Source organism: Metabacillus bambusae (genome assembly GCF_017497975.1).
In the GTDB taxonomy this organism is placed as follows: Bacteria; Bacillota; Bacilli; order Bacillales; family Bacillaceae; genus Metabacillus; species Metabacillus bambusae.
Map to the genome: position 1 here is coordinate 139774 of NZ_JAGDEL010000012.1, position 16034 is coordinate 155807.

The following is a 16034-nucleotide window of genomic DNA, read 5'->3' on the forward strand; positions in this document are numbered from 1 at the left end:
GTTAATAACCCTAGTATTTTCAATAGTTTAATGGGTGTTTTTGAAAACCTCCCCCAAAACCTCCCCCATTTAGATGTTTAAGGCTTTTTCAAAAGCATTAACCGATTCTTCTTCAAGGTCCTTGAAACTATGACCATAAATGTCTAAAATCATTTGTGGGGTGTTACCTAAGCGGTCAGCGATTACTTTGACAGGGATTCGTTGACCAATTAATATAGTTGCATGGCTATGACGTAATCCGTGAGGCGTAATTCGTTTTATTCCGGTTTTCTTAACGATCCGGTCGAAACTGTACTTAGTTGTATTATCCGTTACAGGTTTACCAGTTTGATAAGAGAGAAATACATAATCATCTTCAGAAAGATATCTTCCAAAAGAGATAAGTAATTCCCTGCACCATTTCTTGTATTTCTTTAGCTGCTTAATTAGTGCATCATCTATTAAGATTGTTCTATAGCTATTATCTGTCTTAGGTTCTCTAGTACCTTTATTATCTCTTGTTCTCTCAACAGTAAGAGTCTTTTCTTCAAAATTAATGTTATTCCACTGTAAACCTAGAGCTTCTCCTTTTCTTAGGCCTGTATAAGCAAGGAGTAATATCAATGTGTAGTTTGTTATATTATCTAACTCCTCAGCGGCTTTTAGGAAAAGTTTTAACTCCTGGGCTGTTAAAAAATTATCCGCTTCCTCACTACTCTTAATAGTAATTTTACTAAATCGATTCCTTGGAATAATTTCATCATCAACAGCTGAATTCACTGCAACCTTAAAAAGCCGATGAAATAATTCAACGGTACTGGGTTTGTATTTTTCTAAAAGAACATTGATGAATACTCTTTTGTAAGTGGTCTTATCAAGATCAGCTAGTTTATATTTACCTAGTAAAGGCTTCATTTGATGTTTAATTGCATTCTCACGTTGTTGTTGAGAAGTTACCTTCCATTCATTTCTGTGAGTTTCAAACCAAATGTCTAACCATTCACCGACAGTAAGATTAGAACTTTCAACTCTTTTTACATCACCATTTAAGATGTTAGTTTTAACTTCCAGCAAGGCTCTATAAGCCTCATTTTCTGTTTTAAAACCTTGTTTGGATTTTTCTTTTCTATTACCTAAAGAATCGTAGTATCTATGTCGAAAGCACCAAAGTTTTTCGCCTTTTGCATTCTTATACCAAAATAATTCGGGATCTTTTTTAGATTTGTTTAGTTTCATATTACTACCCTTTCTTTTGCGTGGACAGACGCTCAATAGGGGAGCTGCTATTAAATCATCACCTCCTTAAAATTTATTTTTCATCACGTAAATCTTTAATGATTGATTTATAACCGTTAGAACATTCACCGATTATCTTGCTACCCTCTATATAAATTCTTTCGTAAACTGGAATCTTCACATATTCTTGGGAGTTATTCTTCTTATTACGGTACAAGTCTAAATTAACTATCATAATAAAACCTCTTTTCGAATGTACGTTCTATTTGATTTTAAAATTTTTTAATTAAATGTTGAAGGATGAATTTTTCTGGTATTCCAAACTCTTCAACGGCATCATTTAAGGATAACTGTCCGTTAAAAAAGTCCTTAGCAAATAACATTCTTACAGCAAAAAAATTCGCTTCAACTTCAATTTTTTCAGTAGAAAAAAGGGTGTTTTTCTTTAAAAAAGGAGTTTTAGCATCTGGATGAAATATTGCATGTCCAAGCTCATGGTAGCATGTGAAAATCTTTTTTCCTTCACTTAGGTTTTCGTTAATATGTATCATCTTTATTTGAAAAGACTTGCTGTAATAGCCATAAATGCTTCCTAAATTTTCAAAATCCAATTCTATCCCAAGATTCTTAGCAATTTTAAATGGACAATTAGTATCGTATTTATTAATTAGCTGATCTGCTTTTTTACGAATCAACTCCATATTCCGCACCTACTTACGATATTTTTTTGGAGTATATTTTTGTTTAGCTAATTTTTTTGCTATTCGCAAAGAGTTTTCTAGGCTAGACAGTAAAAGCTCACGATCTTCCTCGTCTAAATCCTCTAAGCCTTGTCCATCAAACGCAGCAAAACTAGAATTACTATTTAAACCATCAATCATTTTTTGGAGCTCTTTTTGAATATTTCGTTCATCCTTAGAAGTTAGGTCCGGTAATTTATGGTTCCAATCATCCTCTTTATCTTCTAATTTTATTTCTTCTTGTTTTTCAAGTGATTCTACCTTAACTCCAAGTACTTTACATATCTTTATAACATTATCTATTGAGGCATTAGTAAGGTTTCTTTCTATCATAGATCTAATAGTTGTGTATGGTACTCCAGAAGATTTAGATAAACTCATAATAGTAAATCCCTTATCTTCAATTAATTTCGTTAGGTATTCCCCTCTATTCATTCCTACACACCTTTCTTTCCTTTTAACACTTACGTTTTTTCGTAACTTTAATTATAAAATACCATGAATATAGGGAGTTTGTAAATAAAAAAAGTTACGACATGTAGTAATATTTTTATTTTAAAGTGTTGACCTTTTACTTTACGTCGTATATATTCGTAATAAGCGTTACGATTTGTCGTAATAGGAGGTGATTCAATGTATCCTAACCTAGATGCTGAAATGGCAAGGCGAGGTTTAAAAAGGAAAGACCTTGCATGTATGTTCAGAGATCGTGCAGCTACTGTTTCAGATAAGCTCAATGGTAAATCACCTTTCTTGCTAGATGAGGTTTTCAGAATAAAAGAAAACTTTTTTCCTGAGTGTGATATTGAGTATCTATTTGATACAAAAAAAGACACTTTGTAACGAGAGTGAACTCATTTGCAAATGATCCTAAATAAGAACGGGAGGTGATACCTGTTGGCAACAGCTGAAATTAATATAAATGTTAATCAAGCTGAAATTAAAAAATATCTCGATGAAAAATTGGATGGAACAATTCAAGAATCTTTTTTTACTTGGGATATTGAAGTGATGGCAAAACGCACTTGCATGAGCAAATCATTCTTGGAAAACGAATTTCTCCGTGATCCAAGAATGAAACTGCTTGAAAGAAGGAAGGAAAAGGGGAAACGTTATTGGTTTTATGAGGAATCAAAACGTGTCATGAAAGAAATCATGGACGAATGGTAAAAAAGTGGACAGACGCTTTAAATATTATAAATTACCTTCCTAAAAAATTAATCAATTAAAGGAAGTGTCTGAATGGATGAATTACAAAGGATTTTTGATTTTCAAGGTCAACAGGTAAGGATGGTAATTCACGATGAAGAACCTTGGTTTATTGCAAGTGATGTTTGCAAGATATTAGATATCAAAAATGTTACTCAAGCTTTACAAAGATTAGAAGAAAATGAACGGTCTATGTTCAACATAGGTCGTCAAGGTAACGCAAATATAGTTAGTGAATCTGGATTATATGAACTAATTTTCGCTAGTCGAAAGCCGGAAGCAAAAATGTTTAAAAAGTGGGTTAAGCAAGAAGTTCTTCCATCTATTCGCAAACATGGAGCTTATGCTACGACACAAACCATTGATCAAATATTAAATGATCCTGATTTTGGAATTAAATTACTAACTACTTTGAAACAAGAGCGGGATGAAAAAGCAGCTTTAATGATTGAGAGCAAGGCAAAAGACGACGTTATTAAAGATCTAAAACCTAAAGCTGATTACACCGAAATGATTCTCAAAAACAAAGGATTAGTAACAGTAAATCAAATCGCTAAAGATTACGGAATGACTGCACGAGAAATGAACAAGGTTTTACATAACTTGAAAGTGCAGTATAAGCAGGGGAATCAGTGGCTTTTATACAGGAAATACGACGATGAGGGTTATGTTCATTCTGAAACTATACCAATAACCAGAAGTGATGGTCGTGCAGATATAACTATGACAACCAAATGGACTCAAAAAGGAAGGCTGTTTATTTACGAATTGCTAAAAGCGAAGGGGATCATACCCGTAATCGAACAGGATTACACTAATAAGATGGTTTCTGCTAAATGAAGGGAGAAAACTAATGGGTTATTTAATCTTTGGTTTTATCTTTTGCAGTATCGTATACATCGGTTTGTTAATGGCATATGTAACAGGTTATATGGAATAACGAAAAAATCGTAGCAAGTGATGCAACACTGCTACGATCAAACGCACATTATTTTTTTACAATACCACGGATTTTCCATTTACTCAATAAAGTATATGAAAAAAGTGGACAAGTATTCCAATTTTCTAAAATAAAGAGGTGGGAAAGTTGAATGAAATCAAAGTTGATATTCCTCATTGTTATCTTTGGATGACTGATGGTTACCATGATCGAGATAAGTTATTTAAGGAATATGTTCAGGGATACATTCAATGTTATTACCCCCACCTTGAATATAAAAAGATCAGCGGCATGAAAGCAATATGCGAGAGGAGACAAAATAATGGCTAAGTACAGACAAGTACACGTCGAATTTTGGCAAGATGGGTTCGTTCTTGATCTAACACCTGAGGAAAAATACTTCTACATCTATCTAATGACAAATAGCAAGACCTCTCAGTGTGGCATTTACGAACTACCTAAAAGGATTATTGAAACTGAAACGGGATATAACCGTGAAACAGTTGAAAAATTGTTAGCTAGATTTGAAGAATACGGCAAAATCAAATACAACGAAGGCACCAAAGAGATATTTATGACGAACTGGGCTAAGTACAATTGGATAAATTCTACAAAGGTAATAAAGTGTATTGAAAAAGAGCTTGATAACGTTAAGTACCAAGGATTTGTTAAGGAATTTATATACCTTATAAATGAACTTGGATACCGTATAGATACCCTATCCATAGACTTAGGGGAAGAAAGAGAAAAAGAAGTAGAAGAAGAAGAAGAAAAAGAAGTAGAAGGAGAAGAGGTAAAACAATCCGCTCCTAATGCTGCTGATTTTTACCAAGAAAATTTTGGAGTCTTAAATCCATTCATTGGCGAAAGTATTGAGTATTGGGAAAAAGACCTAGACTCCGAAATGATAATTGAAGCTATGAAAAGAGCATTGAAACAACAGAAAAAATGGAGTTATGCAGAAGGTATCCTTAAGGACTGGGTTAATAAAAATGTTCGTACTATGAAGGATGTCATTGCATTAGATAAAGAGTTTGAATCTAGAGGAAATAACTTAAAACGATTTGGTGGTAAAGCGATAAGAACGGAAGAGAAACCTGATTGGCTTGATAAAGAAGAAGATCCTAAACCGCAACGTGAATACACACCAGAAGAGATTGCAGCCTTTGAAGAAGAAAAACGTAAGATGCAAGAGCGGATTAAAAACAGGAATAAAAGTGAGCTGGCATTAAGGGGTTCGGCATCCACTGAGAAAGGGGAGTAAAAATGACGATTAGTAAAGAACGAGTAATGAAACTCAATAGAATACATGATTTATATAAAAACAATTGTGATGGTTGTTCTATGAATACCAGAACGAGTATTAAAGAATGCAAAGACTGTCCAATTGGTAAAAACATCAGAAGCATAGGTTCTAACTTATCTACACCAAGAAGAGATAAAAAGATATCAGCGATAATCGCTAAAGGTCAAGATATGACGAAAAGCGATATAGTTTTCCTTTTGGAAAATGAGTATACAAGAAAAGAAATTAAAAAATTTATCGGTATATCAAATGTTGAATTCAATGAATTGATGTTTCGTTGGGAGCTTACCAAAAAGCAATATGACATCAACAAACAACTGGAGAAATTAATATGAGTTATGCAAACAGAGGTAAGGCTCTTCAAATTCTAGTCGAACATACCAACAATGTGTACAAGCATAAGGGTTGGGCGGTTGTAGATGAGATACCTATTCCAATTACGATTACAGAAGACAACGGCAGATACATAAAGGGCTACAAGAAAAACAAAAGTACTGTCGATTATGTAGGTATTGCACACGGCCGAGGAATTGCATTTGATGCAAAGAGCACGCAGATAAATACTAGTTTCCCACTTGCTAATGTTCATGAACACCAGGTGGAATACTTGAAGAAATTTAAAGATCAGGGTGGTATTGCTTTCTTTTTAATCGAGTTTGAGAAATTAAAAGAATTCTATTTTGTACCAATAACGTTCTTTCAGCATTACTGGGAAGCGGCTAAGGAAGGTGGTCGTAAATCAATTCCCTATAAAGATATTCAGTTTAACTGTAACAGGATTAAAACTGAAAGGGGTGTTGCTCTCGATTACCTAACACATTGCAATTAAACATTAAGGAGGAATTACTTTGGAAGATAAAATTATTGATCTTAATAGCTTTGCAGATGGTGCGGTATCAGAAAGATTCAACTTGGAATTGCAAAAAGTACTTGAAAACTTTGCTGATTTAAATACAGATCCAAAAGCAAAAAGACAAATTAATTTAGTAGTCACTCTTGTTGGCGATGAAGCACGGGATCTCATTTTGGCTGATGTTCAAGCTAAAACCAAGCTTGCTCCAGCTAAGAAGTTAGAAGCTAAGATCATTATGGATTATGACGAAAAGGGTAAGGTTACCGGTTCTGAATTAAAGTCGGGAATCAAGGGTCAAACATTCATCGATGTGGAAACTGGTGAAATACAAGAGGATAACGGTTCAAAAGTATACAGTTTTAGAAAACAAGAGGAGGCAAACTAATGCTTAATAAAGAAACCCTTGAATACATTGTAGGTCTTGGAACTATTGATATTTACGAAGAAAATGGTCAGCAATATTCAACTAGCCCGCTTTACTTGTTGGAAGAGCCTAGAGCAGCTCACATAAACATCCATAGCTTATCTGGTCTTGTAGAATACTTAAAATCTAATTTTGATGGTGAATGTAATTTAATGGTCCATGTCGAGTCACCAACAGAAGTAACAGTCTTTTCGAATTTGAACAATGATAGAAAAAGAGAGTACTTGATTAAAGCTACAGCAATGTTACCAAGTTTCCGTTATGAGAATTGGTACGATCCTGAAACATTTAACATTAAATTGCAATCGGGATTTGTTAAAAATGATGACCGAGATGTTGTCCTTAAAGTGGTGGGGAATATCAAAGAAGAAGATGTTAAGACATATGGAGATAATGGAGTAAGTCAATCAGTTACTGCAAAAGTAGGAGTAGCTACTGTTGGACAAGTTGAAGTACCTAACCCTGTATCGTTAGCTCCATATAGAACATTTGTAGAGGTCGAGCAACCAACTAGTAATTTTGTATTTAGAATGAAAAATGGTCCAGCTAGTGCTTTATTCGAAGCGGATGGTGGAGCATGGAAGTTGGAAGCAATGAAAAACATTAAATCATACTTACAAGATGAGCTAGTACAAGAATTAGAAGTCGGAAAAATTACAATCATAGCATAATGGAAATCATCATTGCCGATGATCGTCCCGCTTGGATGAAGAAAGAAGATGAGGTAATGGCGTGTATGTCACGCTGTTCCTCTTTTAAGAAATGTTCTTCTAGGATCGGAATGGAATGTAAAAGGCTTGGAGGTTCAGAGATTCCAAAGATTAATAATGTTAGGAAGGGGAGAGTTAAGTAATGGATGCGAGAATTGAAGGTGTTAAAAAGTCACTTGATTTTTTGGTAAATCTAAAAGGTGGTTCACCAGAACTAGAAAAAATCTTCAGGATTGATAGATCCATTTATATTAAAGATGTTTCAACGCTTTTTCAAATTATTAACGAACTTCAAGAGGAAATTGAACGGATGAAAACCCCTCCAATCTGGACAACTGACGATAGCATATGAAAAAGCGTAATCCAGCAATCGTGAAAGCAGAAAAAGAATTTTATAACAAAGGTTTTGAAAATGGATTCGAGCAAGGTGTAGAAGTTAGCAGAGTTGCAGCTGAAATAATCTTTTCAAAGAAAATCAATGAATTGAAAAATATAAAAGGTATTGGTCCTAAAACATTTGAGTTATTTGCAATACATTTCTCAGATTACTTAAAGGAGGTTTCAGATGATGAATATAGCCAAATTGTTCGAAATGCAGAAGGTGCTTAGAGATCGTATTGGATATAACGGTGAAGATCGATTTAATAAATTAATCCTTGCTTTAATTGCGGAAGCAGGAGAATGTGCAAATGAACAACGTACTTGGAAGTTTTGGAGTAAAAATCAGGAACCTAGAACCAAAGCTCTAAAATATCCAGCAATGATGGAAGAAGATAAAGAGTATTATAATCCTCTACTTGAAGAATATGTGGACAAATTACACTTTATTTTAGAAATCGGTCTTGAATTGGATTATATAGAAATTGATCTTTTTTCAATCAAAGAAAAGAATGTAACCAATCAATTTATCGAAGTATCCGGCAGAGCGTATAATCTTTATTTTCAAAAGAGAGTATCTGGTGAAGTACCTAAAGGAATGTATGAGGTTTTGGTAGCTACTTTTATTGGTCTTGGTGAAATGCTTGGATTCACTATGGAACAAATTGAACAAGCATATATGGAGAAAAACAAAATAAATCATAAACGTCAGGAGAGTGGATATTGATGTATATCGTTAACGTTAGAAAAGTAATGTTTGGTGCTTTTGATTTAAAAAGATTCGAGACTTTGGATGAAGCTCAAGAATATATTAAGGGACTTTATGCAGCTGGTCATAGAGAAGTTCATCTATCTCAAGAGATACCAATGAAGGTTACAGTAAGCGTTGAATTCTAAAGAGAGGCGGTAATTGCATGAAGTTTGTAAGTTGTAGTGTTTGTTTTGCTCCAGTTCAAATTAAGGAAACTGTTGTTGTTGAACAGAAGCGGGTTTGTATGAAGTGCCGAAAGAAAGCTAAAGGATAATTACTGAAATTTAACGGAATAGGAGATTGCATATTAATGACCCATATAATTCAAGTTATTGCTGCAGTCACATTGATCATTCTAACTTTCGAGGATGTTTGGCGAAATCGATTCAAGAAGAGGTAGTAAGTACGTTCTTCGATGAAAAAATAGCGAAATTAAGAGGAGATATATAAAGTGAAAAAATTAATTTTAGCAAGTTTAGCAACTATAACAATATTAACTACTCTTACAGCATGCACAGAGGCAGATACAGTATCTCAAAACTTATCAAAGTCTGCTGATTCTTTTGAAGTACAAAGAAAGATTGTTTTCTTCAATGGAATAACAGATAGAGATCTACTTGTTGTTGAAGGTCTTTGTTCTATAGGGAACGGAGATACAGATTTGAGAATGACAGTCACTTGTAAAGTCGGAAAGGATGAATATAAAAAGCATTATTTAGGACTTAGCGACAATGTGAGTTTCTTCGCTGAACAACTTGATGCTAAAAAAGAAGACCCTTTTCATTACAAGGTTATTATTCGTCCAGAGGCTATCGTTCCCGACATAGAACTTCAAACAAGCAAATAAGGTTTTGAAGAAAATTGCGACATAAACAAAGGAGGAAAATTTAATGAAATTCTGGGTAATAGCTTATAAATATCAAGAGGATATATTTTGGGACTTTTCATCAAGTGGGGATACTCACGACTTACAAGAAACCTGTTTTTTACCTACTCAATCAATTGCAGAGGGGTTTATTGAAGACCAATTAAATGATGATTATGTACCAGTAGAAATTGAACTAGAAACATTAAATAAAAATGGTGCTTGGTCATATAGTCGTGGTGAAGTTGAATCTTGGGACGAAGAATTTTAATACGCTATCCACGTAAATTGCGTAATTAGGAAAGGGTGATTAATAAAATGACAGCTACGTTAGAAACAATTCAGCACGGAATATTAATAATTCTGTTCTTTCAAGTAATTAACTTGCTATTCTTCTTCGCTTTATTAGGGGGTCTTAGGAAATGAAATCAACTAAGTATCAATTATTGAAAGGCGATTTCGATCATGTTTGTGAACAATTAAAGATTCACAAAAAGATTATTGAAGAACTAAGAGAAGAAAATGAACGGTTTAAACGTATGTACGAGAATACTGGCGCTATCTTTAATCGACAACTTATGAAGGATAAGATTGAGCGTTATGAAAAAGGCATCAATGAAGTAAGAAAATATATTGATGACCATTCTGGAACATGTGATGAACCAAGAAGAATGACAATGGATGAAAACTTTGAAATTTTTATGAAGTTAAGTCGTTTACTTAATCCGTAGTTTACACGTAAATATCGAAGGAGGAAATGTAGATGAATAAAGAAGGTTATTTTGTAACTTGCAGTAAATGTGAAGGAAATAACATTAAATATGATTATGAGAATACTATCTTCAATACAAAAACAGGTGAAACAGTAACTCCTGTTAGATGCCTTGAATGTAACTACGAAACAGTATAATCAAAATAACTTAATGAAAACGTCCAACGATATTTCGATATAAAAAAGACCTTATTCAGGTCTAGAGGATTCACCAAAAAAAATTCTAATTTCGTCAGGGGATATTCCTATCTCTAAAGCGTACAAAAATAAATCTACCCATTCAGGATCAAGTTTCTTGTCGGATAAAGATTCACTCAAATAAACACCCTCCTAAAGTATTATATTTTATAGGTCTAATTATGGAGGATTTTGTAAGAAAGCAAAAGATTGATAGGGAATAATTAACAAACTTTTTACATTAGGAGGTAGCGGCCGCATTGAATATAAAAATAGGAGATTCATATTTAATTACTTCTGACAGCATGAATGTAACTCTTAATCAAAGGTATGAAAAGAAAAAGGATGGAGCGGGAACCGGTGAATTTGATTACAAGCCTATTGGTTACTTCAGTTCATTAGTTCATGCTTGTAATTCTCTACTGGATAGAGAGATACGAATCAGTGATGCGGAGAACCTTTCTGAACTAGTGAAAACCATTCACGATACAAAAGTACTCATCAAGGAGTGTATCGAAGCAAAGGAGGCTATATAGTGCCTAGACGATTTGTGTTCGAAGATGCTGATTACAATATTATTAGAAATAACAAAATTGATACCTTTGTTTGTCCAGACTGTGGATTCGAATTTAATGCTGATCATGTCTGTGATGATGAATTAGGCGGTTACGAGTGTCCTTCATGCGAAGTAAATGAGTTAACAGAGAAATTAAAAGAACAGCAGCAGGATATTGACCGCTTGAAGTATTGGGAAACGGATGGTAAGCGCGAAATAACTTGGTATCAGAATAAAGCGAGATCATTAGAACAACAAAATGAAGATTTAATGGAATATAAGAAAGCTTACGATTCATTAAGAAGCACAGGATTTAAACTACCATATGTTGTCCAATCAACTAAGAATATCTGATTTAGCATAAAGGATACATACACCTTGTTATCCACAGCCATATGTTAATAACCTTAATAACTGTTTATATAAGCATATATTCATATAAGGGAGCGGAGGCAATTGACCAATAATTACTTATTCTTTTGTCAATCATGTGGAGTCCCTCAAGAAATAACAAACCATATTATAAAGAAATATTTCATTAAGTATGGAGTTCAAGGGTTTTGCTGTTCTAATTGTGCAGATTATAACAAATTAACTGATCAGGAGAAGAAGGCATTGTTAAGTCAGGGGTAGGGAGTTGTAGGGATGGCTAATAAAAAGAAAGCCAAGAAGAGACTTGGTAAAGTGATTCGTAAAAATTCAAAGGAAATAGATAAATATAGAGTAGAAAAGAATTGGAGAAACATATTTGTACAAGTTGGCATATTAAAAGAAAGGGAGTAGCTATTTATGATTGGTAAAGTGAAGGTTTGGTATATGACCGAAGAAGAAAGACTTGCTTATATCGAAAAACATCCAATTAAAGAAACAGCTAGACCTAAAGGATCAACATATGTTAATGCTGCATTTGAAATGACAAATATGCCTCGTAAAAAGAAAAACAAATAAAAATAGCCAGGATCACTCCCAGCTAAAAAACAAAATGTGACTTTATTATAACATGGGCGGTGATCTGATTGGATACTAATTTTAACTTTAAAGAAATATCAGATATGTTGCTTGATTATAAGATTGCCCTTGAAGATGCTAAACAACGCTATGAAGTAGCCTCAGATCATAAGCAAGATAATGATACACGTTCTGATAAAGAAATTATTAAAGATATGATTACTGATTTAGAATATTCAATTGAATGGATGGAAACAGGGAGAAGACCTGGTAACAAAAGAGGAATTGAGCGGAGAGCTGCATACCAAAGAGAAAGAGCGTTTGATCCGCTACTCATGCAGAAATATTTTAGAAGTGCTGATGATATAAATTATGAATGGGATAACTCTAATAAAGAAGATCTAATTAGTGAATGGGACCAGGAGCGGATAGAGGATGCTTTATCCGTTCTAACTAAAAAAGAAAAAGAAATTTACTTAATGTCTCGTGGTTACTGTATTCGATATAAAGATATTGCTAGATACTTAGATATTACTGTAAGCACGGTTAAGACCAACATAAAAAGAGCTGAAAAGAAAATAGGTCAAAGGATTAACGAAAGCCTCTTCTGTATGTGTAGTTGAGGCTTTTTATCTTATAGAGAAGCGGATTTATAGATATGTAGTTTTTTGTCATCCAATTGCCACCTATATATAAGGAGTAATTTTATTAAGAAGGTGATGGGATGAAGATAGCTGATCATTTAAACAAAGATACCAAAGATAAACTTAACCATATCGTTAAGCCCAACAAAAAGGTTAAGAAGCGTAAACGTGATCCAAAGAAACCAAAGGAAGAAAAGGTTAATTGGCATGATATTATGGGCACCAATAATCGCGGACTTAGAAGAGGTAAAGGTGGAGCTTGGAGGAATTAGATATGATCAAATTTATTCTTGAAATAGTTACTACTATTTTCATCGCAACAGTCATCACTACATTTATTGCAGTGTTATCTGTATTTGTTAATGAGGAGTATTATGAGACAGCAATTGATTGCCTAATCATCCTTATCTCTATGTACATGACTCGAAAGATCTTTATGTATGTTAACAATAGGAGTAAGTAGAATGTCTGAGTACAAAACAATAGAACAGAAGAGAAAGTTCTATGACAGTGGCGATTGGAAAAGGATTCGTGAAGAAGTAAAACGGCGTGACAACCACGAATGCCAGGAATGTAAACGGCAAGGTCGAGTAACAATTGATACAAACGAATACAGTGAGAGTGCAAAGCGTAAGAAGATCCAGTTAGTTGTCCATCATATCAAAGAGCTTGAACATCATCCTGATCTTGCTTTAGATATAGACAATCTTGAAACAGTTTGTGTTGATTGCCATAACAAAGAACATGGTCGATCATTCGAGAGAAAACAAAACAAATGGGAACATGATGAGAGATGGTAAAGGAAGGATGATAGTGAATGACTTGCATTGTAGGGTTAATAAATAACGGGAAGGTCTATATAGGTGCTGATAGCGCAGGGGTAGGAGGATATAGTCTAACTTTAAGAGCTGATGAAAAGGTATTTGTAAAAGGTGAATTTATCATGGGTTTCACCTCATCTTTTAGAATGGGCCAATTACTTAGGTTCAAGTTAGACATTCCATATCATAAGCCAGATGTCGATACTTATGAATACATGGTAACAGAATTCATCGAAGCTGTTCGACATTGCTTAAGGAATGGAGGTTTTTCACGTAACGATAACGGAGAAGAATCAGGTGGTAAGTTCTTAGTGGGATATAAAGACCAATTGTTTACCATAGATTCTGATTATCAGGTAGGTAGACCGATGATGGGTTACGATGCTGCAGGATGTGGGGAAGACATCGCGAAAGGTAGTTTGTTCTCAACAGAAAGTATCGATGATCCAGTTAAAAGAGTTCGAGAAGCATTAAAAGCTTCTGAACAATTTAGTGCTGGTGTAAGAAGTCCATTCTTAATTCTTAATAATTAGTACCCCCCGGTCAAAAGTTTTGGCCTTTTTTTCGTTTTGGGGCACCGGTAAGGGGGAGTGTACTGTCCGGTTTTTTGTGCATTTTACGTATGACCCCCCTCCCCAATTGAAACGACTGATTGAAAAGAGGTGATAATTTGGCGGATGTTAATGATCGTGAGGTTCTTGTTTCAAAAGAGAAAAATCGATTAAAAAGGTTGTTTAAAAATATACCACCTAACAAACTTAAAGTTGTTGAAGGTTTAATAGTTCAAGCGGCGAGATTACGAATCTTATTAAATGAGATGTGGATTGATATATCTGAGAACGGTGATTATGAGATGTTTTCTCAATCTGATAAAGCTGAACCTTATGAGAGGGAACGTCCAGTAGCCAGATTATACAACACCCGTGATCAATCATATCAGAGAATTATAAAACAGCTCACTGACTTATTGCCAGATGAGTACGACAAAAAAGAAGTTGAAAAATATACGTCCAGTGATCTTATATGATTAAACAAAAATATGTAGATGAATATATTGAACTCTATCGATCAGGAAAGATAAAGTTCAATGAAGAAAGAGAATTGTTAATTGATTACTTAAAAAAATATGTATTAAATAGAGATGATTTATATTTTGATGATGGAATGATTGAGAACTGTATTAAGTTTGGAGAGAAGTGGTATTTCCCTTTACAGCCTTTCCAAAAGTTCTTGATTGCTTTCATCTTTTTATTTTACAAAAAAAATAAACGTGTCTTTTATCGTAAATTCCTTTGGATGCTAGGACGAGGTGGAGGCAAAAACGGTTTAATATCTGTAATTATTCACTTTTTAATTAGTGAGCTACATGGGATTGAAGATTACAATATATCTGTTGTTGCAAATAGTGAAGATCAGGCTAAGACCTCACCAGATGAAGTTCATAAAACGGTTAAACGACATGAGGTTTTGCTAAAAGCATTTAAAACGACATTAACACAAACGCTGTCAAAAGTGACGGGTAGTATCCTTAAATTTAGAACCTCCAATGGAGAAACAAAAGATGGTCTTCGTGATGGAGCGGTAGTGTTTGATGAAATTCATCAATATGAGTCTAATAAAGATGTTCGTGTTCATATAAGTGGTCTTGGTAAAAAACCAAATCCTCGTGAGTTTTATATTGGTACAGATGGTTATGTACGTGATGGTTTTCTAGACAAGCTCAAAGACAAGGCAATGAAAGTTTTAAAAGGTGAAGCTCGGGTAAATGCTGTTTTCCCTTTTATATGTAAGCTTAATAATGAAAGTGAAGTTGAAAATCCAGATAATTGGGAGCTTGCAAATCCTATGTTATCGAAACCTTTGAGTGAATATGCTCAAGGTTTGTTTGATACAATTTTAGAAGAGTTTGAGGACCTTGAAGACGATCCAAGTAACCGTGAAGAATTCATGACGAAACGTATGAATTTACCAGTTACTGACTTAGAACGATCTGTTGCTAAATGGGAAGAAATCGAAGCTACAAACCAACCAATGCCGGAGTTATTGCACAAAGAATGTATTGGTTGTTTAGACTTTGCTAGTATTCGTGACTTTGCAGCGTGTGGCCTTGTTTTTAAACATGAAGGTAAATATCCTTTTATCACACATTCATACGCTCGAAAGGAATTTGTAGATAAGTATTACAGCTATTCGAAAAAACAAGATGCTGAAATGGCTGGAAAACGAAAATTCGCACCAATTCGAGAATGGGAAGATTGGAAAGAAGGAAGTCTTCTCACCGTTGTAGATGAAGAGACAATCAATCCTCAAACTATTGTAGATTGGTTCATTGAAATGAGAAAATACTACGAAATAAAAAAAGTTATCGGTGATAATTTCCGAATGGAAGTATTAAAGCCACTATTCGAAAAGGCAGGATTTGAAGTGGAAGTAATTCGAAATCCGAAAGCTATACACAGTTTGCTCGCACCTCGTGTTGAAATAGGATTTGCTAATCAATTGTTTATTTTTGGGAATAACCCGTTAATGCGCTGGTACACAAATAATGTACTTGTGAAAATAAAAAAAGATGGTAACAAAGAATACGAAAAGAAAGAACCTATCCGTCGTAAAACTGATGGCTTTCAGGCATTTGTTTGCGGATTGTATAGGATAGATGAAGTAAGTGATTATGCTATAGAAGATTCTTTAGATGCATTAGATGAACTTGTCTTCTAAAGGGGGT

General features: G+C 34.2%; 32 protein-coding genes. 28 read left to right on the forward strand and 4 right to left on the reverse strand.

Annotation, left to right across the window (positions count from 1 at the left end; translation table 11 throughout):
- Positions 1-69: 69 nt before the first annotated feature.
- The 3 genes from I7822_RS16365 to I7822_RS16375 form a co-directional block, all read right to left on the reverse strand.
- Complete coding sequence (locus I7822_RS16365) at positions 70-1215, reverse strand: site-specific integrase (protein WP_207980144.1); 1146 nt, start codon at positions 1213-1215, stop codon at positions 70-72.
- Between the two features lie 272 nt (positions 1216-1487).
- Entirely contained in the window at positions 1488-1916 is a 429-nt protein-coding gene (locus I7822_RS16370; protein WP_207980156.1) for an ImmA/IrrE family metallo-endopeptidase, read from the reverse strand.
- A gap of 9 nt (positions 1917-1925) precedes the next feature.
- Positions 1926-2390 (reverse strand): helix-turn-helix domain-containing protein, encoded by a 465-nt coding sequence (locus I7822_RS16375; RefSeq protein WP_207980158.1) that lies wholly within the window; start codon positions 2388-2390, stop codon positions 1926-1928.
- A gap of 198 nt (positions 2391-2588) precedes the next feature.
- Here I7822_RS16375 and I7822_RS16380 point away from each other — a divergent pair, with 198 nt between their 5' ends.
- From I7822_RS16380 to I7822_RS16460, 17 genes are all read left to right on the forward strand, one after another.
- A complete protein-coding gene (locus tag I7822_RS16380; RefSeq protein ID WP_207980160.1) occupies positions 2589-2798 on the forward strand; it encodes an XRE family transcriptional regulator in 210 nt (69 codons plus the stop codon).
- 54 nt (positions 2799-2852) lie between these two features.
- A complete protein-coding gene (locus I7822_RS16385; protein ID WP_207980162.1) occupies positions 2853-3125 on the forward strand; it encodes a hypothetical protein in 273 nt (90 codons plus the stop codon).
- 72 nt (positions 3126-3197) lie between these two features.
- Positions 3198-4004 (forward strand): phage antirepressor, encoded by an 807-nt coding sequence (locus I7822_RS16390; RefSeq protein ID WP_207980164.1) that lies wholly within the window; start codon positions 3198-3200, stop codon positions 4002-4004.
- A 247-nt stretch (positions 4005-4251) separates the two neighbouring features.
- A complete protein-coding gene (locus I7822_RS16395; RefSeq protein ID WP_207980228.1) occupies positions 4252-4434 on the forward strand; it encodes a hypothetical protein in 183 nt (60 codons plus the stop codon).
- Positions 4427-5368 (forward strand): DnaD domain-containing protein, encoded by a 942-nt coding sequence (locus I7822_RS16400; RefSeq protein WP_207980166.1) that lies wholly within the window; start codon positions 4427-4429, stop codon positions 5366-5368. The genes I7822_RS16395 and I7822_RS16400 overlap by 8 nt, the downstream gene beginning before the upstream one ends.
- Positions 5369-5370: 2 nt before the next feature.
- Entirely contained in the window at positions 5371-5745 is a 375-nt protein-coding gene (locus tag I7822_RS16405) for a zinc-finger domain-containing protein (protein WP_207980168.1), read from the forward strand.
- On the forward strand, positions 5742-6239 hold the full coding sequence (locus I7822_RS16410) for a Holliday junction resolvase RecU (protein WP_207980170.1): 498 nt from the start codon (positions 5742-5744) through the stop codon (positions 6237-6239). Before I7822_RS16405 ends, I7822_RS16410 begins: the two co-directional genes overlap by 4 nt.
- 19 nt (positions 6240-6258) lie before the next feature.
- The gene (locus I7822_RS16415) at positions 6259-6648 is read left to right on the forward strand and encodes a replication terminator protein (protein ID WP_243459503.1); all 390 of its coding nucleotides are present in this window, start codon (positions 6259-6261) and stop codon (positions 6646-6648) included.
- Positions 6648-7358, forward strand: coding sequence for a hypothetical protein (locus I7822_RS16420; RefSeq protein ID WP_207980172.1), 711 nt, complete (start codon positions 6648-6650; stop codon positions 7356-7358). The genes I7822_RS16415 and I7822_RS16420 overlap by 1 nt, the downstream gene beginning before the upstream one ends.
- 181 nt (positions 7359-7539) lie before the next feature.
- A complete protein-coding gene (locus tag I7822_RS16425; protein WP_207980173.1) occupies positions 7540-7749 on the forward strand; it encodes a hypothetical protein in 210 nt (69 codons plus the stop codon).
- Complete coding sequence (locus I7822_RS16430; protein WP_207980175.1) at positions 7746-8006, forward strand: hypothetical protein; 261 nt, start codon at positions 7746-7748, stop codon at positions 8004-8006. Before I7822_RS16425 ends, I7822_RS16430 begins: the two co-directional genes overlap by 4 nt.
- Positions 7963-8502 (forward strand): dUTP diphosphatase, encoded by a 540-nt coding sequence (locus I7822_RS16435; protein WP_243459504.1) that lies wholly within the window; start codon positions 7963-7965, stop codon positions 8500-8502. The genes I7822_RS16430 and I7822_RS16435 overlap by 44 nt, the downstream gene beginning before the upstream one ends.
- Positions 8499-8672, forward strand: a complete 174-nt coding sequence (locus tag I7822_RS16440; RefSeq protein WP_207980177.1) for a hypothetical protein — start codon at positions 8499-8501, stop codon at positions 8670-8672. Before I7822_RS16435 ends, I7822_RS16440 begins: the two co-directional genes overlap by 4 nt.
- A gap of 305 nt (positions 8673-8977) precedes the next feature.
- Positions 8978-9373, forward strand: a complete 396-nt coding sequence (locus I7822_RS16445; protein WP_207980179.1) for a beta-sandwich lipoprotein — start codon at positions 8978-8980, stop codon at positions 9371-9373.
- A gap of 43 nt (positions 9374-9416) precedes the next feature.
- Positions 9417-9662 carry a hypothetical protein gene (locus tag I7822_RS16450; protein WP_207980181.1) on the forward strand — a complete coding sequence of 82 codons (246 nt, stop codon included), beginning with the start codon at positions 9417-9419 and terminating at the stop codon, positions 9660-9662.
- Positions 9663-9813: 151 nt separating this feature from the next.
- Positions 9814-10122, forward strand: a complete 309-nt coding sequence (locus I7822_RS16455; RefSeq protein ID WP_207980183.1) for a hypothetical protein — start codon at positions 9814-9816, stop codon at positions 10120-10122.
- 32 nt (positions 10123-10154) lie between these two features.
- Entirely contained in the window at positions 10155-10301 is a 147-nt protein-coding gene (locus I7822_RS16460) for a hypothetical protein (protein ID WP_207980185.1), read from the forward strand.
- Between the two features lie 51 nt (positions 10302-10352).
- Here I7822_RS16460 and I7822_RS16465 read toward each other — a convergent pair whose 3' ends face one another.
- Positions 10353-10481 (reverse strand): anti-repressor SinI family protein, encoded by a 129-nt coding sequence (locus tag I7822_RS16465; RefSeq protein WP_207980187.1) that lies wholly within the window; start codon positions 10479-10481, stop codon positions 10353-10355.
- A gap of 119 nt (positions 10482-10600) precedes the next feature.
- Between I7822_RS16465 and I7822_RS16470 the strand changes: the two genes are divergently transcribed.
- The 11 genes from I7822_RS16470 to I7822_RS16520 all read left to right on the forward strand — a co-directional run bounded on the left by I7822_RS16470 (position 10601) and on the right by I7822_RS16520 (position 16027).
- Positions 10601-10876, forward strand: a complete 276-nt coding sequence (locus I7822_RS16470) for a hypothetical protein (RefSeq protein WP_207980189.1) — start codon at positions 10601-10603, stop codon at positions 10874-10876.
- Positions 10876-11250 carry a hypothetical protein gene (locus I7822_RS16475; protein WP_207980191.1) on the forward strand — a complete coding sequence of 125 codons (375 nt, stop codon included), beginning with the start codon at positions 10876-10878 and terminating at the stop codon, positions 11248-11250. The genes I7822_RS16470 and I7822_RS16475 overlap by 1 nt, the downstream gene beginning before the upstream one ends.
- A gap of 291 nt (positions 11251-11541) precedes the next feature.
- Complete coding sequence (locus I7822_RS16480) at positions 11542-11679, forward strand: DUF3983 domain-containing protein (protein ID WP_207980193.1); 138 nt, start codon at positions 11542-11544, stop codon at positions 11677-11679.
- 6 nt (positions 11680-11685) lie between these two features.
- Positions 11686-11844 carry a hypothetical protein gene (locus tag I7822_RS16485; RefSeq protein ID WP_207980195.1) on the forward strand — a complete coding sequence of 53 codons (159 nt, stop codon included), beginning with the start codon at positions 11686-11688 and terminating at the stop codon, positions 11842-11844.
- A 95-nt stretch (positions 11845-11939) separates the two neighbouring features.
- Positions 11940-12467, forward strand: a complete 528-nt coding sequence (locus I7822_RS16490) for a sigma factor-like helix-turn-helix DNA-binding protein (RefSeq protein WP_307847787.1) — start codon at positions 11940-11942, stop codon at positions 12465-12467.
- A gap of 101 nt (positions 12468-12568) precedes the next feature.
- Entirely contained in the window at positions 12569-12760 is a 192-nt protein-coding gene (locus I7822_RS16495; RefSeq protein ID WP_207980197.1) for a hypothetical protein, read from the forward strand.
- A 2-nt stretch (positions 12761-12762) separates the two neighbouring features.
- Positions 12763-12951: a hypothetical protein gene (locus tag I7822_RS16500; RefSeq protein WP_207980199.1), complete on the forward strand. Its 189-nt coding sequence runs from the start codon at positions 12763-12765 to the stop codon at positions 12949-12951.
- 1 nt (position 12952) lies between these two features.
- The gene (locus tag I7822_RS16505) at positions 12953-13288 is read left to right on the forward strand and encodes an HNH endonuclease (RefSeq protein ID WP_207980201.1); all 336 of its coding nucleotides are present in this window, start codon (positions 12953-12955) and stop codon (positions 13286-13288) included.
- 17 nt (positions 13289-13305) lie between these two features.
- Complete coding sequence (locus I7822_RS16510) at positions 13306-13842, forward strand: hypothetical protein (protein WP_207980202.1); 537 nt, start codon at positions 13306-13308, stop codon at positions 13840-13842.
- 137 nt (positions 13843-13979) lie between these two features.
- Complete coding sequence (locus tag I7822_RS16515; protein WP_207980203.1) at positions 13980-14336, forward strand: hypothetical protein; 357 nt, start codon at positions 13980-13982, stop codon at positions 14334-14336.
- The gene (locus tag I7822_RS16520) at positions 14333-16027 is read left to right on the forward strand and encodes a terminase large subunit domain-containing protein (protein ID WP_207980204.1); all 1695 of its coding nucleotides are present in this window, start codon (positions 14333-14335) and stop codon (positions 16025-16027) included. Before I7822_RS16515 ends, I7822_RS16520 begins: the two co-directional genes overlap by 4 nt.
- The last annotated feature ends 7 nt before the right edge of the window (positions 16028-16034 follow it).